A 14,771-nucleotide genomic window follows, 5' to 3' on the forward strand; every position below is an offset into this window, starting at 1 on the left:
CCTACGGGTCGGGGTCTTCGAGGGGGTCTTCGAGTTCCTCCCGGGTCCAGGGTTTCCCGCGTACCCATTTGGACTGGGTGAGCAGGTCCGGGAACTGCCGGTGCCGGTACCCGGTCACCGGCGGGGCGACCGACCGGTAGTACGCCCCGGTGCCGGGGTTGATCCGGATCGAGTGGGAGAACTCCCCGACGGGCACTTCGACCCAGTTCGGCGATTCCTTGGCCTTGTTGCATAACGCGCAGCGTCCGTCGGCGTTCAGCACGTTGGTCGGGCCGCCGAGGTGGTGCTGGATGACGTGGTCGACTTCTTCGACCAGTCCGTCGCAGTAGGGGGTGCGGCAGTGCTTGTCGCGGATCTTGATGAATTCCTTGAGTCCGGGCGGGAAGGCGCGGGCGGTGGAGTCCATGGCGATCAGCTCGCTGTCGCCGGGGGCGGTGTAGAGCCGCTGGATGTCGGGGAAGGTTTCGATGCGCAGGGCCAGGTCGTCGTGCGCGTCGGGGTAGTGGTGGAAGTAGTCCTCGTTGCGGATTTCCGCGCCGGCGATGAGTTCTCGGGCGTGCTGGGCGGGGATGTAGCCGTAGCCTTCGAGGTAGGCGGGGGTGCGGTCGCCGAGGAACAGGGTCTTGTCGGTCATGACCAGTTTGATGTTGAGGGCCAGGGGGAGTTTGTCGGGGTGCCCGGCGAGGGGGTAGGCGGTGAACAGGTCCGCCTGCAGTTGGGTGCGGGTGCGCGGGTCGCCGTGCTGGCGCAGCCGGCGGGATTCTTGGCGCAGGTGCTGTTGCAGGGCGGTGCCGGCGGCGAGGGGGAGTTTGCCGTTGACGCGGATGCAGTCGCGGTCCTTGGTGAAGCGCAGGTAGCGGTCGGTGCCCGCTTCCTTGATGCGGTAGGACTTGGTGTGGCTTTCGAACTGCAGGGTGTATTGGGTGACGGTTTCGCTGATCTGCTTGGGTCCCATGCCGTCGAACAGGTCCGGGGTGGCGCGGAAGTGGGTGTCGAAGGCGGTGCGGCGGGCGGCGTTGACGTCCTGCAAGGGGGTGAGGATGGCCATGGCCTGGGGTTCGGTGAGTTCCCCGAGGGCGAAGCGTTGGGCGAGGAAGGGGGTGTCTTCGGCGAGGATGCGGGCGTTGGCCAGGTAGGAGCGGTGGCCGCGGGGGTCGCGTTTGCGGGCCAGGGCGACGGTGCTGGCTGCTCCGCGGGTGAGGTCGTTGGCGTGGGTGCCGTTGTTCTCGTTGGTGCGGAAGACTTCTTTTTCCAGCTGGTGGGCGAGCATCGCTTTGAGGTAGTCGTAGCCGGCGGTCAGGGCGGTGAGTTCTTCGATGGCGGCGGCGCAGTCGGCGGTGCTGCCGCATTCGAGGGTGCGGGCGAGCTGGGTGGCCAGGGCGGTGAGCACCGCGGTGCATTCGGTGTGGACCGGTGGTACGGGCGGGCGGTGGCGTTGCTGCATTGCTTCGTACATGTGTTAATTGTACGGCGTTTAATCGAACTTGTATTCGAATATAGGGCAGGCTTTTCCTCAGGAAAAGCTAAAGGTTGTCCGCTAATTCCAGAAGGCGGGCAATGCCGGAGCGGGCTCCGAGCTCGTCGTTGTAGCCAGAGCGGAGAATTGCCGCGGACACCGCCTGCGGGGTGATGCCCAGCGTCTGGGCCACCGCCTTCTGTTGACCGCGCACCCCGGGGGTCAGCAGGTCGACCACAGCCCATTCAGACTCGCTGCGGGTGCGAATCGACTGCCCGAGCAGGCGCAGTAGCCCTTCGAGCTCGGCGTCCAGCTCGGCGTTGCCTGTGGAGACGCAGATCGGCACGCGTTCCCCGCGGTGTTCTGCCGCATCGAGAGCGCCCTGGGCCCGGCGTAGGGCCCTTCCGTCGACCTGGTCCGCTTCGGCGGGCACCGGTTCGTACAGCGCGCCGACGCCCAGCCCGATATGGCAGAAGTTCAGCCGGGCCGCGCGCAGGACTGCGTCGACGGCGGCATCGGCATCCGCGGGCACCCCCAGCAGCAGTTGGCCGCTGACGGCCGTGAACGCGGCGTGCGTGGATACCTGGGCCAGTTGGTGCCAGAGCGCCTCGCTGGCGGCGGCGACATCGGTGACCGAGCGGGGCCGGGGGCTGAGCGCAACGACAAACATGGCTTAAGTATTGCTTGTGAGGCCGGGTTTGTCGCGTATCCGAGACATATGGCGGAGGTCAGGCCCGCTGCGGCAGCCGCACGATGGTGAAGCGGAAGAACAGCTGGGTGGCCGGGCCGATGAGCAGCGCATAGGCCACGGTTCCCACTCCCACCGGGCCGCCCAGAACCCAGCCCAGTCCCAGCACCGACAGTTCAAGCACGGTGCGGATCAGCCGGATAGACTGCCCGGTGCGCAGGTGCAGTCCGGTCATCAGCCCGTCGCGTGGCCCGGGCCCGAGGTGGCTGCCGATGTACAGTGCGCCGCCCAGCCCGTTGACCAGGATCGCGGCGGCAACCGCCAGCACCTGCCAGCCCAGGCCGTCGATTGCGGGAAGGAAGCGCAGGAAGAAGTCCAACGCCAGGCCCAGATACAGCGTATTGGCGATGGTGCCAAGGCCGGGCCACTGCTTGAGTGGAATCCATGCCAGCAGCACCAGCGCCCCGACCAGGATCACGATGGCACCCAGCGACAGCGGCACGTGGTTCGCCAGGCCCAGATGCAGCACGTCCCACGGATCGACACCCAGCTGGGCGCGGATCAGCATCGCCATAGCCAGTGCGTAGAGCGTGAGCCCGGCAAAGAGGTTGGCCAGGCGCAGCGGGAGGCGTCCGGCGCTCAGCTGCTGGCGGGGAGTCAGGTTCGTGATGGTCATGTAGACAAGCTTCCGGTAAATTGGCCATGGAAAAAATAGCCAATTTTGAACTGGTGGATCCATGGGACGCATCACAGCCTCGGCGCTGGCCCGCATGCTGGGGGACCCGGACTCCTCGATGTCCGCGTACCGCTGGCTTTTCCTCGCGCTGCGCTCGCTCATCGCCAACGGCAGGATCCTGCACGGGACCGCGCTGCCCAGCGAACGCGACGCCGTGGCTGCCCTGGGGCTGAGCCGCACCACGGTCTCCCGCGCCTATGCCGAGCTGCGCGAGAGCGGGTACGCCAGATCCCGCCGCGGCTCGGGCACCGTGGCCCAGCTTCCCGGCGGGCCGGTGGCCGGAGGCGCCGAACCGCTGCCGCTGGGCGGCTTCGGCCCGTTGCCCGGAAGCAAGGCCGTGGACCTGACCTGCGCGGCGCCCAACGCGCCGGCCGGCATGCTGGAGCAGTTCGAGGCCGCGCTGCACGAACTTCCGCGCTACGCGGCGGGCATGGGCTACTACCCGCTGGGCATCGAGCCGCTGCGCGCGGCGCTGGCGGAGTACTACACCCGGCGCGGGCTGCCGACCGGACCGGAGCAGATCATCGTGACCTCCGGGGCGTTGTCCTCCGTGGCCGCCGCCGGGCGCGCGGTGCTCGGGCGCGGCCAGGGCGTGCTGGCCGAAACCCCGACCTACCCGAACTCGCTGCTGGCGTTGAAGGCCCACGGCGCGAGGACCGCGGCGGTGCCCATCGGGCAGCAGGGCTCCGACCTGGACCAGATCGCCGCAGCGCTGGCCGAGGTGCGGCCCGCGGCCATGCTCTGCCTGCCTGATTTCCACAACCCGGTGGGCACGCTGCTGGATAACGCGGGGCGTCAGCGATGGGCCGCCGAGCTGGACCGGGCAGGCGCCGTGGGCATCATCGATGAGACCTGTGCCGAGCTGTGGCTGGATGACCGCCCGCAGGTGCTGCCGATGGCGGCGTTCTCCCCGAACCTGGTCACCGTGGGCAGCGCCAGCAAATCGCACTGGGGAGGGCTGCGCCTGGGCTGGTTGCGTGCCCCGCGCCACCTGGCCGCTGCGTTGGCCCGCGCCCGGATGAGCATGGATTTGGGCGCCCCGGTGCTCGAGCAGCTGGTGCTGGCCAACCTGATCTCCTCGGGGCAGACGTTGTCCGAAGCCACCCGCACCGCGCTGCGCGAAAACCGGGACTGGATGATCGGGGAACTGGGCCGCATCCTGCCGGACTGGGAGCCGAACCGTCCGGCCGGCGGGCTGAGTCTGTGGTGCCACCTGCCGCGGCCGCGCTCCTCGGCCCTGGCCCGCCGGCTCACCTCGGTGCTGCTGGCCCCCGGATCCACCTTCGCGGTCGAGGGGCACGGGCTGGAGCACTACCAGCGCCTGCCCTTCGCTCAGGACCGCGCACAGCTGGAAGCGGCGCTGCCCGCCATCGCCGCGGCCTGGGAGCAAGTGGCCGTATAGCTACAGGCTTGCCGCCACGAGTTCAACCGCTGCGAGCAGCTGTTCCATATCCCATGCGGAGGCCGGCGCGGCGGTGGAGGCCGCCCGCAGATCGGTTTCCCGCCCCACGCCCGCTTCCGTTCCGCCCGGACGCAGCGCGGGGACGTGGATGAACAGCGCCGGGACCGGTTGCGCGTAGGCCAGATAGGCGACGTGGTTGCAGACGAAACGTCCGGCATTCCGGGAAACCTGCGCGGCGAACCCGGCTGCGGCCAACAACGCGGTGATGCGCTGGGCATCGAGGCTCGATGGCAGCGACAATGGGCCGTCCGAGATGATCGCTGCACCGCGGGGCCGGGCCCCGTCGTTGTCCGGGATCCGCGCATCGTCTTCGTTGGCGGCCCTGGCCTCGGGCGTCACTGCGGCACGTCCGCCGGCCTCGCCCACGCAGATCAGCGCATCGGGCCGGTGCTCCGCAAGCAGCGCGGAGAGCGCCTCGCCCGAGCGGTGGAAGGAAACCGGCAGGATCGCGGTGGTCAGCCGGCGCCCGGCAATGCTGGCCGGAAGCGCCGACACCACGGCGCTGCTGGCGTTGAAATTATCGTTTCCGAAGGGCTCGAACCCGGTCACCAGAATGTGCATGGCACCTATTATGTCGAACTGTCGGTGGCGGCTGATAGAGATTGAGTTGCTCTCCAGCCGGTTCAGGGAAGGTTCGATTTCATGATTATTGCCGTTTTTATCCTAGTCATACTAAATATTCTTGCGGCAGTATGTATTGCGCTACTGTTGATCCGGCGCACCGGCGGCGTGGATGACCAGGTGATTCGGGAGGCAGTGCGATCCACCCACGGCGAGTTGCGCCAAGACCTGAGTGCCCAGCGCGGCGAACTGCGCCAGACCCTCGGTCAGGTGCGCACGGAGATCGACGCGAAGCTCGGCGCGATGGCCGACGGCAACGCCCGGCGCCACCTGCAATTGCAGACGCTGATGCAGGAGCAGATGGACAAGCTGCGCGCCGGCAATGAAGCCAAGCTGGAGCAGATGCGCGAGACCGTGGACGAGAAGCTGCAGGGCACGCTGGAGAAGCGGCTCGGGGAGAGCTTCGAACTGGTGAGCAAACGGCTGGAAATGGTGCAGCAGGGGCTGGGTGAAATGCAGTCCCTCGCGCAGGACGTCGGCGGGCTCAAGCGCGTGCTGACCAACGTGAAAAGCCGCGGCACCTGGGGCGAGGTCCAGCTCGAGCGCCAGCTGGAGGACATCCTCACCCGGGACCAGTACGAGCAGAATGTTACGATCGTGCCCGGAAGCCGGGAGGCCGTCGAATTCGCGGTCATCCTGCCCGGGCGCGAGGATGGCACCATCTACCTGCCCATCGACTCCAAGCTGCCGCAGGAGGACTACGAACGGCTGCTCGACGCGCAGGAATCGGGCGACAAGGCGGCCGTCGAGCAGGCCAGCCGGGCGCTGGACAAGGCAATCATCGAGCAGGCCAAGCTGATTTCCGGCAAGTACATCGCCCCGCCGCACAGCACCGACTTCGCCATCATGTACCTCCCCACCGAAGGCCTGTTCGCCGAGGTGGTGCGCCGCCCGGGACTGGCCAGCAAGCTGCAGACCGAGCACCGCGTGCTGGTCACCGGGCCGACCACGCTGATGAGCCTGCTCAACTCGCTGCAGATGGGCTTCAGGACGCTGGCCATCGAAAAGCGCAGCAGCGAGGTCTGGCAGGTGCTGGCCGCCGCGAAAGACGAATTCCGCAAGTACGGGGATGTCTGGGACAAGCTGGGCAAGCAGCTTTCGGCCGCGCAGAACACCGTGCAGGCCGCCGGAACCCGAACCCGCGCCGTGGAGCGGACCTTGCGGGACGTGGAGTCAGTAAACGTTGAACCTACGACTTTGCCAGGAATCATGCCTGGAATTTAGTACGGTTTCATACATCGGGATCGACCGTGGATGATGGAACGCCAACGTCATACGTATTCGTCGAGAGTTTTGACGAGGTACCCCGTGATGATTCAAAACTAGGAGGGTCGCGCAGGCGGTGTTCCCCCCAGTGACCACCCGGTAGCTGTGTAGAAGAATCTCGCCTGGTAAACTGCCACGAGTCGTCGCCCAGAATGGCGCTAAAAGCCTTGCAAAAGATGCTCGCTATTCGTCAACCTATTTGGTGTCATTCGCCAGTGCGCTACCTGTATTTGCTGACCTGCGAGTCGAATGCACGACGGTCTCTGTGCAAAGCCACCCGCGGATTTCAACGGTTGGCACGGGGTGACGAAATCACCTGAACAGGCTGTTCTCAGTTCTCAGATATACAGCCATATCACGCCACCGACGCAACTGATCGCCCCGGCGATGCCGATGCGTCGGATAACGAATGTGATGGCGTTTGCCGGAGTGGTGAGGTATCGAACAAGAGCTTCGAAACCCATTCCTCCTGCACCTCCGAATCCAAGGCACGCGCCAATGATTCTTTTTACCTCGGGGTGAAGAAGAGCAGCAGGTTGGGCAACGCCTATGCCAGAGATGCCCGCGACCGGAGCATCTGCGCCGGATGCAAGCTTTTCGATGACTCGACCTCTCTTGTCGAGGGTCAAGATTTCTCCGCTATCCATATAACGCATGGCGGCGACGCTGGTGGGGAGCTTTTGTTTACCTGCTGTTTCGCGTGAATGGTTGATAATTTTGAGCGTAGAGGGATCAATGGATTCACTGATTCCGGGCCCTAAGTTACTACCCAGGGAGATTGATGCTGGCGCCGACGTTCCAACAGTTTCACACGACAAGAAGGTATTGGGAGCCTCAATTGCGTGCACCGGCGCGGAAGTGACGTCTGTCGACTCAGCAGTCTTCTCGACGCCGAAACTTGCAGTCGGCGCAGTGACTAATAGTGTTGCAGCAAGTGCGGTTGAACTGAGCATCGTTACCCTCTTTTTGAACATTTCGAATGTTTCCTTTGATTCAAGAAGTGGCTGCGTAGAGTGATGTAGGTTGGCGTGACGAGAGTTTGATTCAACGCAACGGCTAGAACCGATTAACTTAATCTATTTGCGAATAATAATAAAACTACTCGAAACCAATCATATAAAAGTATGATTGATTAAAATGCTACAAGCAGAGGCGTAATATTTGAATAACGTGTAACCGCAAGATCAGTTGTGCATTTTCTGACTTGAGCCCAAACTCGATGAGGTTGCGGTCTACCTGTTGCTGCCATTATTCGGCGGGCTACTTCGCACATGGATGCGCTCGGCGATCAAAGTGCTCACGAGCAGCGATCCGAAGCCGCACAACGCTGGAATGTAGGCAGCAAACCCGGAAAGGGGCGAGAGTAACCAAGTGAATAACGCGAAGACTGCAACGGAGACGATGAAGCAGATGAGGAACGAGCCCCATTTCGTCCGCTCGCTTACTCCGTGCCAGAGCGGCAAAGTATCTTGAGATGATTCGCCGGACAAGCCAAGCCAGGATGAAAATTTAGTCATTATGAAAGATCCTCTCGGCAAGGGAATATACATACAAGAAGATTAGATACTATCTGTTAGCATCACTTTCACGGTACGGTTCAAGTTGAGCATTGCGCAATCATACTTTTGACTGACTAGGACGTCTGGCCGGCAGTGTGGCATGTGGCGGAATACGTCAAAGTTTCAACGATCGCATGGGGCGGAAAGATGAAACCGAGCCCGTCACTAGCGCGACAATTCATGACCTGATGCCATCGGGTTCCATAGAAGCGGGCGTTCCGGGAATCCATCGTTTGGCCATGCATTTAGGTTGCTAATGACCCATGTAAGAACTTCAGTGGCATCGCATCATGCTCGACAGATTCGAACACTGCTGAGGAGGGGCCTGAAGCAATGGAAGTCGAGGGGTTTGTTCCCGGGTGTCGTCGCCTATGAAAATCATTGCAAGGACTCATGCGGCGATGACAGTTTTCGGTGTCTTGTTGGGGCTTGGCCATGTACAAGTTGATTCGCCCAACGTAAGAGGACGGGAGCATGAGAAATCGGGAAAAAGAATGGCGGCAACCAAGTGGTTGCCGCCATTCGTAGCACTTAGGCCTTGAAGCGCTCGATGGAGCGAGCCAGCTCGGCTTCGGCGGCCTCGCGGCCCTCCCAGCCCTCGGCCTTGACCCACTTGCCAGGCTCCAGGTCCTTGTAGCGGGTGAAGAAGTGCTCGATCTCCTTGATCAGCCACTCGTCGATGTCCTCGAGCTCCTTGATGTGGTCAAAGCGCTTGTCCGAAGGAACGCACAGCAGCTTGGCATCTCCGCCGCCGTCGTCGGTCATGTTGAACACGCCGATCGGGCGGGCCTCAACCACGACACCCGGGATCAGGTCGACGCCCGGGATGTACACCATGGCGTCCAGCGGATCGCCGTCTTCGCCCAGGGTGTCGTCGAAGTAGCCGTAGTGGGTTGGGTACTGCATCGAGGTGAACAGCACGCGGTCCAAACGCAGACGGTGGGTCTCGTGGTCGATCTCGTACTTGACGCGCGATCCGGTAGGGATCTCGATGGTCACGTCGTGGCTCATGAAAAGCACACTCCTAAACTAGTCTTAGGGTTATCCGCCCTTAAGCGTATCGCCCCCGGGCGCTGCCTTGATAAACCCGCGAAAGGAATGTCACCGCATGAACACCGCCGCCCGTCGCGTGATCACACTGGGCGCGGCCGTGGTTGCGGTGGTGGGCATGGTGCTGGCCATGCTGTTCGCACCGCGTTTTTTCACCGGTGAACCTGAAGCCTTCTACACCCCAGCCAGCGCGCAGATCGCGGAAAACGCCCCAGTCACCGTGCAGGACCTGAACCCGGATGCGGTCATGCCGGACACCGCCGTGTTCACCGCCCAGCTGGACGCGATCCTGGCGGACCAAGGTGATGGAACGAAGTTCACCGCCCAGGTGGTGGATGTCGCGACCGGCACAGTGCTTTATGACAAGAACTCGACCGCCAACGGCACCCCTGCCTCCAGCCTGAAGGTGGTCACCGCCCTGGCGGCCGTGGATGTGCTGGGCGCCGACACCCAGCTGGCCACCAGTGTTTGGCTGGACGGGGACACCCTGGTGCTGCGCGGCGGGGGAGACGTGCTGCTGGGCGACGGTGCCTCGGACCCGTCCTCCACCAAGGGCTACGCGGGGCTCGCGACGCTGGCCGAAAAGACCGCCGCCGAGCTGGAGAAGCGCGGTGTGGACTCCGTGAAGCTGTGGCTGGACGACTCGCTGTTCGGCACCGCGCAATCCAACCCGGATTGGGACAAGTCCCTGTTCACCTCCAACAACATCGCGCCGGTCTACCCGCTGGCGCACTATGCGGGACGCGCGGGCGAGAACCTCGCCTCCCCGTACCAGTCGGATTCGGCGCAGCAGGCGCGCCAGGTGTTCGCCGCCGCGCTGGGTTCTTCGATCAAGGTGGCGCAGGGCGGGCGCGGAGCCTACGAGGGCGGCGAGCAGATCGCCGAGGTGCGCTCGGCCCCGCTGCGCGACGTGGTCAAGCACATGCTGCTGGTCTCGGACAACTACATCGCCGAGACCCTGGGCAGGCTGGTGGCCTTGGCCGAAGGTCTTCCCCCGGAACAGGCAGGGCCCGCGGTGGCCAAGGCCGCGGGGGAGCACGGCGCCCAGGGCCTGGTGCTGTCCGACGCCAGCGGGCTGGCCGCTGCCAACCAGATTTCGCCCGCGGCGTTGACCACGGTGCTGCGCTCGGCGGCCACCAGCGGCAAGGCTGGACTGCGCGAGCTGGTCTACTCGCTGCCGGTGGCCGGATACAACGGCACGCTGAGGCAGCGGCTGGGCGGCGACGCGACCCTGGGAATGGTCCGCGCTAAAACCGGTTCGCTGACCGGGGTGGCCACGCTGACCGGCATGACGCCGACTAAGGACGGCAGGCTGCTGGCCTTCTCCATCTTCGCCAACCAGCCGGACGGAACGCTCGCACCGCACAAGCCAATCATCGACCAGGCAGTCACCGCCATCCGCGGCTGCGGCTGCCGGACATAGTCAGGAGCACGCATGAAGCAATTCATTGACTGGGACGTCGCTGTCGGAACCGCCAAGACCCTGATGCCGGCCGGCCCGGCCATCGACGGACGGCAGGCGGCGCGGATTATCGAGGAGCTGCGCATCGCCGGCGGCCAGGGCCTGGTCGAAGCGGAGAAGATCTCCCTGCTGAGCTCTACCGCGCCATCCCAGACCCTCGTGGTGGACCGCGCCGGCTGGGCCAAGGCGGTCAGCCAGAACTTCGCGGCGATGCTCCCGGAGGGTATCGACGCCCCGGGCGCGGTGCCGCTGGTCGCCGGCGCCGAGCTCGGCGCGGTGCTCGCGGTGCTCGGCACCCGTGTACTGGGCCAGTTCGACCCGTTCGTCGGCCCCCGGCTGCTGCTCAACGCCCCGACCATCACCCAGCTGCGCGGCGAACTGAACCTGAACGCCAAAGACTTCTACCTGTGGATCGCCACCCATGAGCAGACCCACCGACTGCAGTTCGAGCATGCGCCGTGGATTCCCGGGGTCATGAAGCAGACCCTGGCCGAGGTGTTCGAGCCGCTGCGCGGCACCACGCATTCGATCAACGACCTCGGTTCCAAGCTCAAGGCCATGAAGTCGGAGGTCAGCGAGCTGACCAGCATCATGTCGGTGCTGGAGGGGCACGCCATGGTGGTGATGAACGACGTGAAGTCCATCGGCACCATCAAAACCATCCGCCGCCGCTTCGAGGCGCGCGGGGAGAACCGTTCGGCGCTGGCCACGCTGGTTGGCAAGCTGCTGGGCATGGAGGCCAAGGCGCTGCAGTACAAGCGCGGGGCGAAGTTCGTGCGCCACCTGGTCGACGAGATGGGCTACGAAGGCTTCAACACGATCTTCAGCGAACGCGAGCTGTTTCCCAGCGCCAAGGAGCTGGACCACCCCGAACGCTGGCTGGCCCGCACCCGATGAGCCGCGCCATTGACCGGGCGCGCCACGCGGTCGCCGCGGCGGCGCCCACCGGACTGAGCTTGGCCGCGGTTTCCGGCGGGGCGGATTCGCTGGCCCTGGCGGTCGCCGCCAGCCAGCTGCCCGGGGACTTCGGGGCGGTCATCGTGGACCACGGGCTGCAGGCCGGCAGCGCCCAGGTCGCGGTCCGGGCGGCAGGGCAGTGCCGCGAACTCGGGCTGGAGCCGGTGCTGGTGCTGCGGGTGGACACCCGCCCCGACGAGGCCTCGGCCCGCACCGCCCGCTACGAAGCCTTCGACCGGGCGCTTCAATCCACCGGAGCGCAGCGCATCCTGCTCGGGCATACCCGGGACGACCAGGCCGAACAGGTGCTGCTGGGGCTGCTGCGCGGCTCCGGCACGCGGTCGCTGGCCGGCATGCCGGCGGTGCGCGGGGCCTACGCGCGCCCGCTGCTCGACCTGAGCAGGCAGGACACCGAGCAGATCTGCGCCGGCGCCGGGCTGGAGTACTGGGAGGATCCCAGCAATACGGACACCTCCTACCGCCGCAACCTGGTGCGCAGCGAGATCCTTCCCTACCTGCGCGGACAGCTGGGCGAACACATCCCGCAGGCGCTGGCGCGCACCGCGCAGCTTGCCGCGGCGGACGCCGACGCGCTGGACCAGTGGGCCGGCCGGGCCTGGGCCGAGCACGGGACCAACCTGAAGTCGCTGGCGGCCCTGCCCCCGGCCGTGGCCTCCCGGGTGCTGCGCCTGGCGGCCGCCGATGCAGGCGCCAGGAACCTCGGCCGGGAGCGAACAGCGGCCCTGTGCGCTTTGGCCGGGGTCGGCACCGAAAAGTCCAAATCAGCCGGGCCAGTGCAGTTGGAGGGGAAAATCAGCGCCTACCGCCGGAGCCCGGTGATTGTTTTCACCGACTCGCGCTAAGCAACCACCGGTGAAATGTGGCACTCTAGGTAGGTACCACACCTCTAGAATCAGGAGAACCCTCGTGGATTCCAATGCCGTCAAGGCCGATCTGACACACGTTCTGTACACCAAGGAAGAAATCCAGGCCCGCGTCGAAGAACTGGCAGCGCAGATCGACAAGGACTACCAGGGCCGCGACATCCTCGTCGTCGGCGTGCTGAAGGGCGCGGTCATGATCATGGCCGACCTGGTGCGCGCACTTGATTCCCACGTGAGCATGGACTGGATGGCCGTGTCCTCCTACGGTTCCGGCACCCAGTCCTCCGGCGTGGTACGCATCCTGAAGGACCTGGACTCGGACCTCATGGGCAAGCACGTGCTCATCGTCGAGGACATCATCGATTCGGGCCTGACCCTGTCCTGGCTCAAGGCGAACCTGGAGTCGCGCGGCCCGGCCAGCGTCGAGATCTGCGCGCTGCTGCGCAAGCCCGCAGCCGCCAAGGTCGAGATCGACGTGAAGTACGTCGGCATGGATATTCCCAACGAATTCGTCGTCGGGTACGGTCTGGACTACGCGGAGAAGTACCGCAACCTTGACTGCGTGGGCACCCTTGCCCCGCACATCTACGAGTAGGGAACTTTTCGCGCCGGCCGGGCGTTGAGAAGAATCGAAGGTGGCGTGCCCCGGACGCCATGACAGCGGGTGAGGGAGATGCGTAGGGCGCGGGACCCGGCGGATCAATGAAAACAAAGAAGCTATTTAACAGCTGGATCATTTGGGTTCTCGTGGGCGTCGTTGCAGTCGTCCTGTTCCTGCCGATGGTTTTCGGCAACAACACGGCGAAGATCGACACTTCGCAGGGCCTGCATGAGCTGTCCAGCGGCAATGTGACCCAGGCGAAGATCTTCGACGGAGACCAGCGCGTGGACCTGACGCTGCGCAACGCCCTGACCGTCGACGGCGTCGAAAAGGGCACCAGCGTCAGCTTCTTCTACTCCTCGGCCCGCGCCGTGCAGGTGGTCGACGCGATCAACGACGCGAAGCTGGACAAGTTCACCGACCAGCCGGTGGAAAGCAACTGGCTGCTGTCGATGCTCGGCGTGATCGTGCCGTTCCTGCTGATCGCCGGCATCTTCTGGTTCATCCTCGCCCGCTCCCAGGGCGGCGGCTCCAAGGTCATGCAGTTCGGCAAGTCCAAGGCGAAGCTGATCACCAAGGACATGCCGCAGGTGACCTTCAAGGACGTCGCCGGCGCCGACGAGGCAGTGGAGGAGCTCCACGAAATCAAGGAGTTCCTGCAGGAACCTGCGAAGTTCCAGGCCGTGGGCGCCAAGATCCCCAAGGGCGTGCTGCTCTACGGCCCTCCGGGCACCGGCAAGACCCTGCTGGCCAAGGCAGTGGCCGGCGAGGCCCAGGTGCCGTTCTACTCGATCTCCGGCTCGGACTTCGTCGAGATGTTCGTCGGCGTGGGCGCCTCGCGTGTGCGTGATTTGTTCGAGCAGGCCAAGAACAACTCCCCGGCCATCATCTTCGTCGACGAGATCGACGCGGTGGGCCGCCACCGCGGTGCCGGCATCGGCGGCGGCAACGACGAGCGCGAGCAGACGCTGAACCAGCTGCTGGTGGAAATGGACGGCTTCGACGCCACCACCAACGTCATCCTGATCGCCGCGACCAACCGTCCGGACGTGCTGGACCCGGCGCTGCTGCGCCCGGGCCGCTTCGACCGCCAGATCCCGGTGGAGGCGCCGGATCTGAAGGGCCGCGAAGACATCCTGAAGGTGCACGTCAAGGGCAAGCCGATGGATGCCACGGTGGATCTGAACGCGGTGGCCAAGAAGACCCCGGGCTACACCGGCGCCGACTTGGCCAACGTGCTCAACGAGGCCGCGCTGCTCACCGCCCGCTCGAACGCCAACCTGATCGACGACCGCGCGCTGGACGAGGCCATCGACCGCGTGATGGCCGGCCCGCAGAAGCGCACCCGCCTGATGGACGAGCACGAGCGCAAGGTCACCGCCTACCACGAGGGCGGCCACGCCCTGGTCGCCGCCGCGATGAACCAGACCGCGCCGGTCACCAAGATCACCATCCTGCCGCGCGGCCGTGCCCTGGGCTACACGATGGTCGTGCCGGAGTCGGACAAGTACTCGGTGACCCGCAACGAGCTGCTGGACCAGATGGCCTACGCCATGGGCGGGCGCGTCGCGGAGGAGATCGTGTTCCACGACCCGTCCACCGGAGCCAGCAACGACATCGAGAAGGCCACCGCCACCGCGCGCAAGATGGTCACCGAATACGGCATGAGCGAGAAGGTCGGCGCGGTGCGCCTGGCCAGCTCCGCCGCCGAGCAGCAGATGGGCACCGGGGCGCGCGAGTACTCCGACGAGATGGCCCACCTGGTCGACGAAGAGGTGCGCCAGCTCATCGAGGGCGCGCACAACGACGCCTACTGGGCGCTGACCACCAACCGCCACGTGCTCGACCGCCTGGCCCTGGCCCTGCTGGAACGCGAGACGCTGAACCAGAAGGAGATCGCGGAGATCTTCTCGGACCTGGTGAAGATCGACAAGCGTGTGGTGTGGCTATCCAACGACGAGCGCCCGGTGCACCCCGAAGGCCCGGTGTTAAGCCCCAAGGAGCGCGCCGCGCAGTCGACCGACTAGGA

Annotated in this window: 14 protein-coding genes; 7 read left to right on the forward strand and 7 right to left on the reverse strand. The window is 65.1% G+C overall.

The features are described 5' to 3' along the window. Position 1: 1 nt before the first annotated feature. From ACTX90_RS00375 to yczE, 3 genes are all read right to left on the reverse strand, one after another. A complete protein-coding gene (locus tag ACTX90_RS00375) occupies positions 2 to 1,456 on the reverse strand; it encodes an HNH endonuclease (RefSeq protein ID WP_443442679.1) in 1,455 nt (484 codons plus the stop codon). 67 nt (positions 1,457 to 1,523) lie between these two features. Next, positions 1,524 to 2,126: a hypothetical protein gene (locus ACTX90_RS00380; RefSeq protein WP_047119024.1), complete on the reverse strand. Its 603-nt coding sequence runs from the start codon at positions 2,124 to 2,126 to the stop codon at positions 1,524 to 1,526. A 58-nt stretch (positions 2,127 to 2,184) separates the two neighbouring features. Then, positions 2,185 to 2,820 (reverse strand): membrane protein YczE, encoded by a 636-nt coding sequence (yczE, locus tag ACTX90_RS00385; RefSeq protein WP_047119025.1) that lies wholly within the window; start codon positions 2,818 to 2,820, stop codon positions 2,185 to 2,187. A gap of 61 nt (positions 2,821 to 2,881) precedes the next feature. On the opposite strand from yczE, the gene yczR reads away from it, so the two are divergent. Continuing rightward, positions 2,882 to 4,282 (forward strand): MocR-like transcription factor YczR, encoded by a 1,401-nt coding sequence (gene yczR, locus ACTX90_RS00390; RefSeq protein ID WP_443442680.1) that lies wholly within the window; start codon positions 2,882 to 2,884, stop codon positions 4,280 to 4,282. Here yczR and ACTX90_RS00395 read toward each other — a convergent pair whose 3' ends face one another. Beyond that, positions 4,283 to 4,903 (reverse strand): pyroglutamyl-peptidase I, encoded by a 621-nt coding sequence (locus ACTX90_RS00395; RefSeq protein WP_113608175.1) that lies wholly within the window; start codon positions 4,901 to 4,903, stop codon positions 4,283 to 4,285. A gap of 180 nt (positions 4,904 to 5,083) precedes the next feature. On the opposite strand from ACTX90_RS00395, the gene ACTX90_RS00400 reads away from it, so the two are divergent. Further along, positions 5,084 to 6,187 (forward strand): DNA recombination protein RmuC, encoded by a 1,104-nt coding sequence (locus tag ACTX90_RS00400; RefSeq protein WP_244910942.1) that lies wholly within the window; start codon positions 5,084 to 5,086, stop codon positions 6,185 to 6,187. 380 nt (positions 6,188 to 6,567) lie between these two features. Here ACTX90_RS00400 and ACTX90_RS00405 read toward each other — a convergent pair whose 3' ends face one another. The 3 genes from ACTX90_RS00405 to ACTX90_RS00415 form a co-directional block, all read right to left on the reverse strand. Further along, complete coding sequence (locus tag ACTX90_RS00405) at positions 6,568 to 7,203, reverse strand: hypothetical protein (RefSeq protein ID WP_146956206.1); 636 nt, start codon at positions 7,201 to 7,203, stop codon at positions 6,568 to 6,570. 258 nt (positions 7,204 to 7,461) lie between these two features. Beyond that, positions 7,462 to 7,746 (reverse strand): hypothetical protein, encoded by a 285-nt coding sequence (locus tag ACTX90_RS00410; RefSeq protein WP_146956204.1) that lies wholly within the window; start codon positions 7,744 to 7,746, stop codon positions 7,462 to 7,464. 573 nt (positions 7,747 to 8,319) lie between these two features. Next, the gene (locus ACTX90_RS00415; protein ID WP_047119029.1) at positions 8,320 to 8,799 is read right to left on the reverse strand and encodes an inorganic diphosphatase; all 480 of its coding nucleotides are present in this window, start codon (positions 8,797 to 8,799) and stop codon (positions 8,320 to 8,322) included. Between the two features lie 97 nt (positions 8,800 to 8,896). Here ACTX90_RS00415 and dacB point away from each other — a divergent pair, with 97 nt between their 5' ends. From dacB to ftsH, 5 genes are all read left to right on the forward strand, one after another. Beyond that, positions 8,897 to 10,261 (forward strand): D-alanyl-D-alanine carboxypeptidase/D-alanyl-D-alanine endopeptidase, encoded by a 1,365-nt coding sequence (dacB, locus tag ACTX90_RS00420; protein WP_443442681.1) that lies wholly within the window; start codon positions 8,897 to 8,899, stop codon positions 10,259 to 10,261. 12 nt (positions 10,262 to 10,273) lie between these two features. Beyond that, positions 10,274 to 11,197 (forward strand): Rv3626c family coenzyme F420 biosynthesis-associated protein, encoded by a 924-nt coding sequence (locus ACTX90_RS00425; protein WP_047119031.1) that lies wholly within the window; start codon positions 10,274 to 10,276, stop codon positions 11,195 to 11,197. Further along, a complete protein-coding gene (gene tilS, locus ACTX90_RS00430) occupies positions 11,194 to 12,120 on the forward strand; it encodes a tRNA lysidine(34) synthetase TilS (RefSeq protein ID WP_047119032.1) in 927 nt (308 codons plus the stop codon). The genes ACTX90_RS00425 and tilS overlap by 4 nt, the downstream gene beginning before the upstream one ends. Positions 12,121 to 12,184: 64 nt before the next feature. Then, positions 12,185 to 12,736, forward strand: a complete 552-nt coding sequence (hpt, locus tag ACTX90_RS00435; RefSeq protein WP_047119033.1) for a hypoxanthine phosphoribosyltransferase — start codon at positions 12,185 to 12,187, stop codon at positions 12,734 to 12,736. Positions 12,737 to 12,843: 107 nt separating this feature from the next. Further along, entirely contained in the window at positions 12,844 to 14,769 is a 1,926-nt protein-coding gene (gene ftsH / locus ACTX90_RS00440; protein WP_047119034.1) for an ATP-dependent zinc metalloprotease FtsH, read from the forward strand. The last annotated feature ends 2 nt before the right edge of the window (positions 14,770 to 14,771 follow it).

Source organism: Glutamicibacter soli, assembly GCF_052322135.1.
Taxonomy (GTDB): Bacteria; Actinomycetota; Actinomycetes; order Actinomycetales; family Micrococcaceae; genus Glutamicibacter; species Glutamicibacter soli.

Coding starts and splice junctions, on each gene's coding strand:
- dacB (WP_443442681.1), top strand. CDS start 8,897: ATGAACACCGCCGCCCGTCGCGTGATCACACTGGGCGCGGCCGTGGTT.
- tilS (WP_047119032.1), top strand. CDS start 11,194: ATGAGCCGCGCCATTGACCGGGCGCGCCACGCGGTCGCCGCGGCGGCG.
- ACTX90_RS00425 (WP_047119031.1), top strand. CDS start 10,274: ATGAAGCAATTCATTGACTGGGACGTCGCTGTCGGAACCGCCAAGACC.
- yczE (WP_047119025.1), bottom strand. CDS start 2,820: ATGACCATCACGAACCTGACTCCCCGCCAGCAGCTGAGCGCCGGACGC.
- ACTX90_RS00380 (WP_047119024.1), bottom strand. CDS start 2,126: ATGTTTGTCGTTGCGCTCAGCCCCCGGCCCCGCTCGGTCACCGATGTC.
- ACTX90_RS00405 (WP_146956206.1), bottom strand. CDS start 7,203: ATGTTCAAAAAGAGGGTAACGATGCTCAGTTCAACCGCACTTGCTGCA.
- yczR (WP_443442680.1), top strand. CDS start 2,882: ATGGGACGCATCACAGCCTCGGCGCTGGCCCGCATGCTGGGGGACCCG.
- ACTX90_RS00415 (WP_047119029.1), bottom strand. CDS start 8,799: ATGAGCCACGACGTGACCATCGAGATCCCTACCGGATCGCGCGTCAAG.
- ACTX90_RS00410 (WP_146956204.1), bottom strand. CDS start 7,746: ATGACTAAATTTTCATCCTGGCTTGGCTTGTCCGGCGAATCATCTCAA.
- ACTX90_RS00375 (WP_443442679.1), bottom strand. CDS start 1,456: ATGTACGAAGCAATGCAGCAACGCCACCGCCCGCCCGTACCACCGGTC.
- ftsH (WP_047119034.1), top strand. CDS start 12,844: ATGAAAACAAAGAAGCTATTTAACAGCTGGATCATTTGGGTTCTCGTG.
- ACTX90_RS00395 (WP_113608175.1), bottom strand. CDS start 4,903: ATGCACATTCTGGTGACCGGGTTCGAGCCCTTCGGAAACGATAATTTC.